Below are 8,729 nucleotides of genomic sequence, written 5' to 3'. Positions count from 1 at the left end.
CTTTGCATAGCTGTACCTACCAATAGCCTCTGTTTTGTAGTAAGCATCAATACCCAGGCTTGCAACACTCTTAATTTCTTCAAGTTTGATAAAACCATCATCTGCAATAATGCTTTCCTCAATTCTTACTTGCTGCAACTCCCCTATCACAAAAAATGTATTGTTGTGTTTGATGGGAATAATCTCCACTAACTTCATGGCATAGGAACACCTACTCTCTTGTACAAAAGGCACAGGAAAATCATTAATATAGTCTTCCTGTAAACCTACGGATGTAAATTCATTTACACCTGCTGCATACTTTGCACTGGTCTGATGCGCCTGCGTGACAAAATCAGGGTGAATATGGTTGATGGTGTAAAAGCCAGTGGCTTCAATGTTAGCAATAGTGTGTGGAGCCGCTTCAAGGGGTCTGTTAATAAAACCAATGAGCGCTGGATCAGCACCCAGGTGGACAATATTGCTGAAGATGGCCAAATTAGGAATGCTCTCTGCGTTGATTGTGGCTATCAGACTGGCGGATTTATAGCCCGACAGGCTATTCACAAAATTACCACGATAAAAACGTTCCCAGCTTTGAATGGTTTCTTTAGCAATGATTTCCATGTCTAACAAACCTGAGAAAGTCGGTTTTGTTTTAGCCTATGAATCCAATTTTAGGCCACCTGTAACACAGAAAATGTTTTTATTGTTCGAGAGCAAATGTTAACTGCCCAACTCCGACAATTCCATCCAACGCATGGTCTTCTCGTCAATCAGTTCACCTGTCTTCTTTACTTCAGCTGCCCATTGTTGCAATTGTGTATGATCGGTCGTGCCGCTATTCAATAAAGTGGTTAACTCTGTTCTTTTAGTCTCCAACTGATTAATTTCTTCTGGCAGTTTTTCGAGTTCCTGCTTTTCCTTGAAAGTCAGTTTCTTCTTCGCTTCATTACTGGTGTTGACAACAGGTGCGGCTTCTTTCTTCTCTGCCTTTGGCGATGCCTTCATCGCTTCCTCCTCCTCCAACCAATCGCGGTAGTCAGTGTAATTGCCAGGAAATAGTCTGATTTTTCCATCACCCTCAAATACGAAAAGCTGATCCACTAAATGATCCATGAAATAACGATCGTGAGACACAAGCAATAAACAACCGGTAAAGCTGTCCAAGAATTCCTCCAATACATTCAGGGTATCAATATCGAAGTCGTTGGTCGGTTCATCCAAAATCAAAAAGTTTGGATTGGTAATCAACATCTTCAAGAGTTGTAAACGCTTCTTTTCTCCACCACTTAATTTTTCTACATACGTATATTGCTTCTCTGGTGGGAATAAGAAGTTATCTAAAAATTTAGAGGCAGAAATCTGTGTACCATCAGAAAGGGTGATAAACTCTGCGATGTCCTTTACCTCCTCAATCACGCGGTTGGCAGGATTCAAATTCATGGCATCCTGTGTAAAGTAACCGTATTTAGTGGTAACACCAGGAATTACTTCACCGCTGTCCGGCTTCAGGCGTTGCGTAATCATGTTTAAGAAAGTAGACTTACCAATGCCGTTTTTGCCTACGACACCAATTCTATCTTTCTTCTTGAACACATAAGAAAAATTATCAACCAACAATTGATCTCCAAATTTTTTAGAAACCTTTTCTAACTCAAGAATTTTACCGCCTTGTCTGGCTTCCTTAATGTCGAGTTCTAATCTCTCTTTACGCAAATCGGTTGATGCCTTTTCCTGTAACTCATAGAAGGCTTCAATCCTATATTTAGCTTTCGTACCACGTGCTTTAGGTTGTCTGCGCATCCAGTCCAATTCTTTCTTCATCAGGTTACGTGCCTTAGCTACTTCTGATTTTAAGATTTCTTCTCGGTTGGCTTTCTTTTCCAGGTAGTAGGCATAATTTCCTTTGTACCTGTAAAGTTGTTGACGATCCAACTCAATAATTTCAGTGGCTACTGCATCCAGGAAATAGCGGTCGTGGGTAACCATGATGAGGGTTACATTAGGCCCCGCTAAAAAGTTCTCTAACCACTCAATAGCTGTTAAGTCCAGGTGATTGGTTGGTTCATCCATGATAATCAAATCAGGCTCTTGCAATAAGAGTTGCGCCAGAAAAATACGTTTCTTCTGTCCGCCTGATAAATCACCAAAACGCTTGTCCATGTCGGGCACCCCCAACTTACCAATTACCTCTTGTACTTTATTATCGTAGTCCCAGGCATTCAGATCGCTCATCTTTTCCAGCGCTGCCTGCATTCTTTCCGGTGCAACGTCCGGGTGATGTAAACAGTCTTCATACTCCTTCACGGCTTTAGCTACTTCGTTGGTTTCGCTAAAAAGTATGTCTTTTACAATCAGGTTTTCATCAACATTAGGTTGTTGCGTCAGGTAACCAAAACGGATGCCATCGCGTAAAACGACTTTACCTGAGTCGGAAATAACCTCGCCTGTTAAAATTTTGAGCAAAGTAGATTTACCTACACCGTTATTACCCACAAACGCAATTTTTTCACCCTGCGCGATACCCAGGTTGATCTCTTTAAAAAGCCAACGATCGTTATAGGTTTTGGATATGTTCTCGGCAGAAAGGTAATTCACGGGATGTAATTTTTAAAAGGAGTGCAAAAGTAGGCTATTTCGCCTCACGCTACAAGCTGTGAACTCGAGATTCGATGTTCGAGGTTAGAGGCTCGAAACTCACATCTAACTAATCACCAATCTCCCAACCGCCTACGCTTGTCTAATCACCGTCTCCGAAGGGACGGTGATTTTGTCAATCTTTATTCCTATCTATTAACTTTCATTTAAGACATGGATTAATTTGAAAAAGCAATCTGTTTATTGCTCCTCGTCCCCTGCGGGAGACAAGGAGCGGACAATAGTTTAACACCGCCTACAGCGTGAAGCTTGTTGCCAGCTACTTTACCAATAGTATTCTACATAACTCGAAGCTCAAGGCTCGATGCTCGCAGCTAGTTAAATACCAACCTGCCAACCGCCTCCGCACAACGCTCACCATCCATGGCCGCAGAGACAATGCCTCCAGCATAACCTGCACCTTCACCACAGGGAAACAAATTCTTAATCTGTGGATGCTGCAAACTTTCTTTATCGCGCGGAATGCGCACCGGAGAGGATGTACGGCTTTCCACACCAATAATCTGTGCATCATTGGTTAAATAACCTTTCATTTTCTGTCCAAAGGCCTTAAAACCCTGGCGCAATGCATCGGTAACAAAAGCAGGTAAAAAGGCACCCATGTCTGCAGAAACCAAACCTGGCTGATAAGAAGTATCGAGTAAAGAAGAGGATTCTCTTTTTTCTACAAAATCAATGAGTCGCTGAGCGGGTGCAGTTTGTGTTTTACCACCTAAGGTCCAGGCTTTTTGTTCGACTTCTGCCTGAAAATACATAGCGGCCAACGCACCATATTTTTGATAGGGTTTGAAATCAATTTCATCAATGGCTACTACAATACCTGAATTAGCAAACTTAGAGTCTCTTCGTGAAGGACTCATACCATTTACCACTAACTCACCAGGCGCTGTCGCGGCCGGAACAATAAAGCCACCCGGACACATACAAAAAGAAAAAACGCCTTTATCCTTACCGTTAATGGCTGCCTGGTGCACTAAAGCATAAGCTGATGCAGGCAGGTAGTCGCCACGGTCTGTACTGCAGTGATACTGAATCTTATCAATTAAATTTTGTTGATGCTCTACCCTTACGCCCAGTGCAAAAGGTTTTGCTTCAATGAGCACATTCTTTTGATGCAGTAATTCAAAAATATCACGTGCGGAATGCCCTGTAGCCAGAATGGTTGCTACTGCTTTGATGGTATCTCCCTTTTCGCTGACAACACCTTCAATGGTATCGCCTTTAATAATGAAATCAGTAACCCTTGTGTTGAAGTGAACCTCTCCTCCTGCTTCGATAATACTATCGCGGAGCGCAGCTACCAGCTTGGGCAATTTATTAGTGCCGATATGCGGGTGCGCATCATACAGGATTTCATCTTTAGCGCCATGTGCCACCAATATCTCCATGATGCGTTGCACGTCACCTCTTTTCTTGGATCGCGTATAAAGTTTACCATCAGAATAAGTACCGGCACCACCTTCTCCGAAACAATAATTGGAATCAGGATTGACAACATGATCTTTATTAATGGCTGCCAGGTCGCGCCTGCGTGCCTGCACATCTTTACCTCTCTCTAAAACAATGGGTTTATAATTCAACTCGATCAGCCGCAAGGCAGCAAAAAGCCCTGCTGGCCCGGATCCAATGACTAAAACCGGCTTTTTATCATGTACTGAATTGTAGTCTTTACCACGTAAGGGTATAAGATTTTTTTTGTTCAGCAACTCATATTGCATGCGTACTTTGATCTCGCGCCCTCTCGCATCAATAGATCGCTTAATGGGTTGAACAACTAATTCTCCGTCTGGTGCAATGGATAGTTTCTGATAAAGCGTACTGAGAAAATGTGCTTCATCGAATGCCTCTTCGGGCGTAAGTATTAATTCTTTTATCTGCATACGGAAGGTGTTTATCCTTCAAGTTTTTATTCATTGCGGGACGACTCAAGTGGTCAATCTGCAATTATTGTGTAAAGATAGTGAATGCTGTTGGAAAGAGGTTTTTACAATCGGAAAGAAAATACATTACCAATATTTAATCCGAAATGGAATGAAGTATAAAATGGTTTTTGTTCGATAATCTGAAATAAATCCTCGTGTTGGGCATCCGTTACAAAACTTCTGTAGCCCAGATTAAAAGAACCGAAAACATCCATGGTAAATCCTTTTGCATTGTTCTTTCGCATAATCCGGTATCCTGTGAGGGCTCCCCAGCCAATGCGTTGTTCAGCTGAACTTACTGTAGAAAATTTATCAGGAGAAAGCGGCCATTCTATGTTTATAAAATGCCCCAGGTTAGTAAAGCGAATTTCATGTCCGAAATACCACATACCCGCTTTTAAAGGATTGTACATCTTTTGCTTGATGCCAATGCTGTAACCGCGCATAAAGTTTTTGCCAAGAGAAATATTGTCGTCTTTTTTGAAGAATGGATCGCGGATGCCAATAAACTCAAACTCATGGCCAAGGCGCTCCTGTAAATAAAACTCTATGGCAACAGGTAGACGGCCTACCGCAGAAAAGAATGGATTGGTGCCAACAATCACACCTTTAAACTCATTGTGTCTCGGATCAAAATAGGAAAGCCCTCTGGTATGTGATGCATTGGTGCGCTGGTATTTTTTATTTGCCATGGCCGCGATGTCTTTACCAGTATTCTTGTCATCATAAAAAGGTTTGTAATAACCTGACAGTTTACCATCACGCTCAAAAATTTCCCAGGTACCCACTTTTTTATCATCCTCCATTTGACCCTTCGTCTGCATGGCGCCATCCTGATAATAGCCATAATAGGTGCCTCTTCCTTCTACATATTCACAGTCTGCTTCCTTTTTGCCATTATCATAAAAAAACTCCCACTTGCCTTCTCGCTTATCATCCTTAAGATTGCCAACAACCCTGACCTGCCCATTGGCATAGTACTCTTTATAAACACCTTTTCCCTCAGTAAGCTTAGCTTCGCTTTCTACGGCACCATTTAAGTCATAGGTTTTCCAATCACCTGACTTCTTACCGTTTACGTATTCACCTTTTTTATGAAGCTCACCTGTTTCATAAAAATACTCCCATACCCCTACAGGTATGTCATTTTCGTAATGTCCTTTTGAGTGCTGCTTACCACTGCTGAAATAATGTATCCATTCTCCTTGTCTTTTACCGGCTACAAACTCTCCCTCCATCTGCAGTGTCCCGTCTTCTGAAAAGTAACGCCAATGCCCACTGTTCTTATTGTTCATTTTAGGTCCTTCGCCATATACCTTACCTGAGTGATAGTATTCGATGTAGCGGCCGAAGTCATCCACATAATCAATCTCACCTTTTAATACACCGTCTTCAAAATAAGCTTTCCATAAACCTATGTGCTTATTCTTTTCATAACTGCCTATTTCCTTAAGCTGACCATTTTCGTAATACGATTTCCATTCTCCTTCACGGAGCTTACCATTGATGGTGCCCTCCATGCTTTTTTGTCCACTCTCATAGAAATATTCCCATAGACCATAGTTAGAATTTTGTCTGAGAATACCTCGCATTCTCAAATTGCCAGTCTCATAGAAAAACTCCCAGACGCCACTGGTTTCGTTATTGATAAACTGTCCCTTCGATTCAGGATGGCCATTCAGGTAAAAGGAAATGTATCGACCATGCAGGATATTCTTGGTTGTATCTTTTACCTGGTAAAATTCTTTGATATGGCGCTTTTCCAGGTCATGATAGCTGGTGCGGTTATAGAGCTGCGCCATGGCACTTTGTTGAAGTGTCAGGATAAATAGCAACAAGGGGATAGTAAAACGCATAGCTCACGTATTGTGAGCAATTTACGAAAAAACTAGCATCGTGGATTTGGATCAGCGCTCAAATGCTGCGCGACCCCAATGAGTCTTTTCTTCTTCAGACCAAAGCTGAGGGAAGAACATAATGCGCTGAAAGCGTGGGGGCAAATACTTTTGCCAGTTGGTGCCGCCCGTGGCTTTGATGTCTTCCGGGCTTTTTTGCAAATAGCGACCAGCAGAACGAAGGTGGGCTAATCGCCATTTAACATTAGCTAACACATCCAATTCCCTTAAACGTTCCTTTATGGCTTCACCCGCATCCGTGGATGCAAAATGTTTTTGGTAAAGTGTATAGAGGTTTGTCTCCTTACTGTTTTCAGCCTGTTCACAAAAGTCGTTAAGATACTTCTCCTCAAATTGTTGAAGGGTCAGGGTTTTCTTACCTGATGCTAATTCTGTTGCGCCACTTCGCCAGTAGATTTTCTCCATCTGTTGACGTATTGTGTCCGTGGGTTTTACCTGTTTCCTGCTCTCATCATCGAGTAGATTTACCAGCGCTGTTGAAGCAATCTCAATCATTCTGTATTGTGCCGACTGAAAGCCACTGGCAGGTAATAAGGACATTCTGAATTTCAGAAATTGTTCCTTTTCCATACCATCCACCATGATATCAAAAGAGTTTTCCAACTGCCTGAAGTATCGGATAATACGGTCAATCCTGGCCATGAAGAAGGCGGCATCAAGTTGCTGATTATTAGCAATTTGCCCCATTTCATGCAAAATCATTTTAAAGTACAATTCAGTGACCTGGTGGTACATAATGAACACCTCTTCATCAGGAAAACTGGTCTTTGGATTTTGTAAACTCAACAGGGTATCAACATGTATATAGTCCCAATACGTGAGGTAATCAGAATACAGTAAGCCATCCAGGTAACTGGATAAGTCCTGCCCCATAACAGCGTATTTGTCCTGAAGCTTTTTTAATTGCTCAATCAATACTGGATCAAAGGATGTGGTTGGCATCGGTTAAGGATTATGTAGTAAATTGCTCCGAAAATTAAGCATAAACGTCAAACCTATGGCTACCGCGACAGAAAATGGCACACACGCTAAGAAATCGCTGAAACAAGATTTATACGAACACCCTGACTTCTACGCAATTGACGATCTTCTGACGGAAGAGCATAAATTGATCAGAACCAGTGTTCGTCAATTCGTTAAAAAGGAGATTTCCCCTTACATCGAAGATTGGGCACAACGCGCTCATTTTCCGTACGAAATCGTGAAGAAGTTTGGTGATGTTGGTGCCTTCGGACCCACCTTACCGGTAGAGTATGGTTGCGGTGGTCTTGATTACATCTCTTACGGTATCATCATGCAGGAAATTGAGCGTGGCGATTCAGGCATGCGTTCAACTGCTTCTGTGCAAGGTTCTTTGGTGATGTACCCGATTTATAAATTCGGATCAGAAGCACAGCGCAAAAAGTACTTACCCAAGCTTGCTTCTGGCGAATGGTTGGGTTGCTTTGGTTTAACAGAACCCGATCACGGCTCTAATCCTAGCGGCATGGTAACCAATTTTAAAGATATGGGTGATCATTATCTGCTGAACGGTGCTAAGATGTGGATATCCAACTCACCCAGAGCCGATGTAGCTGTGGTATGGGCCAAGAATGAAGAAGGCCGCATTCATGGCTTGATTGTAGAACGTGGTATGGAAGGTTTTTCAACACCAGAGACACATGGCAAGTGGTCATTAAGAGCCAGCGCAACAGGTGAATTAGTATTTGATAATGTAAAAGTTCCAAAGGAAAATTTATTACCAGGTAAAAGTGGTTTAGGTGCTCCGATGATGTGCCTTGACTCAGCCCGTTATGGGATAGCCTGGGGTGCTATAGGTGCCGCCATGGACTGCTATGAAAGCGCCAGACGTTATGCGGCTGAGCGGATTCAGTTTGGTAAGCCTATTGCTTCTTTCCAGTTAATACAAAAGAAACTAGCTGAAATGCTTAGTGAGATTACCAAAGCGCAGTTATTGAACTGGAGACTGGGTGTGTTGATGAATGAAGGCAAAGCCACTACACCACAAATTTCACTAGCGAAGAGAAACAACGTGGCTGTTGCTTTAGAGATAGCCAGAGAAGCAAGGCAGATACATGGTGGTATGGGCATTACCGGTGAATACTCTATTATGCGCCACATGATGAACCTGGAGTCCGTGGTAACCTACGAGGGTACGCATGACATTCACCTTTTGATTTTGGGCAATAAAATTACAGGTATACCGGCTTTTGTTTAAAAAGACGAAATGCTTCACAAAAAAGCTGCTGAT

6 protein-coding genes are annotated in these 8,729 nt (G+C 42.4%); 1 reads left to right on the top strand and 5 read right to left on the bottom strand.

Annotated features, from left to right (window positions below; translation table 11 throughout):
- From ACO1XM_RS07535 to ACO1XM_RS07515, 5 genes are all read right to left on the bottom strand, one after another.
- On the bottom strand, positions 1-606 hold a 606-nt coding region (locus ACO1XM_RS07535), incomplete at its 3' end, for a flavin reductase family protein (RefSeq protein WP_486227471.1).
- A 99-nt stretch (positions 607-705) separates the two neighbouring features.
- On the bottom strand, positions 706-2,580 hold the full coding sequence (locus tag ACO1XM_RS07530; protein ID WP_486227469.1) for an ABC-F family ATP-binding cassette domain-containing protein: 1,875 nt from the start codon (positions 2,578-2,580) through the stop codon (positions 706-708).
- 374 nt (positions 2,581-2,954) lie between these two features.
- Positions 2,955-4,520: an NAD(P)/FAD-dependent oxidoreductase gene (locus tag ACO1XM_RS07525; RefSeq protein WP_486227467.1), complete on the bottom strand. Its 1,566-nt coding sequence runs from the start codon at positions 4,518-4,520 to the stop codon at positions 2,955-2,957.
- Between the two features lie 104 nt (positions 4,521-4,624).
- A complete protein-coding gene (locus ACO1XM_RS07520) occupies positions 4,625-6,418 on the bottom strand; it encodes a toxin-antitoxin system YwqK family antitoxin (RefSeq protein WP_486227465.1) in 1,794 nt (597 codons plus the stop codon).
- A 51-nt stretch (positions 6,419-6,469) separates the two neighbouring features.
- Positions 6,470-7,420 carry a tryptophan 2,3-dioxygenase family protein gene (locus ACO1XM_RS07515; protein ID WP_486227463.1) on the bottom strand — a complete coding sequence of 317 codons (951 nt, stop codon included), beginning with the start codon at positions 7,418-7,420 and terminating at the stop codon, positions 6,470-6,472.
- A 55-nt stretch (positions 7,421-7,475) separates the two neighbouring features.
- On the opposite strand from ACO1XM_RS07515, the gene ACO1XM_RS07510 reads away from it, so the two are divergent.
- Positions 7,476-8,696, top strand: coding sequence for an acyl-CoA dehydrogenase family protein (locus ACO1XM_RS07510; protein ID WP_486227461.1), 1,221 nt, complete (start codon positions 7,476-7,478; stop codon positions 8,694-8,696).
- Positions 8,697-8,729: the final 33 nt, after the last annotated feature.

This window comes from Chryseotalea sp., from assembly GCF_057350905.1.
The sequence above is the reverse complement of the archived record's forward strand: the minus strand, read 5'-3'. Positions and strand labels throughout refer to the sequence as shown.

What these genes read in the sequence shown, in the direction of transcription:
- ACO1XM_RS07515 (WP_486227463.1), bottom strand. Translation starts at nt 7,420, where the DNA reads ATGCCAACCACATCCTTTGATCCAGTATTGATTGAGCAATTAAAAAAG.
- ACO1XM_RS07525 (WP_486227467.1), bottom strand. Translation starts at nt 4,520, where the DNA reads ATGCAGATAAAAGAATTAATACTTACGCCCGAAGAGGCATTCGATGAA.
- ACO1XM_RS07510 (WP_486227461.1), top strand. Translation starts at nt 7,476, where the DNA reads ATGGCTACCGCGACAGAAAATGGCACACACGCTAAGAAATCGCTGAAA.
- ACO1XM_RS07520 (WP_486227465.1), bottom strand. Translation starts at nt 6,418, where the DNA reads ATGCGTTTTACTATCCCCTTGTTGCTATTTATCCTGACACTTCAACAA.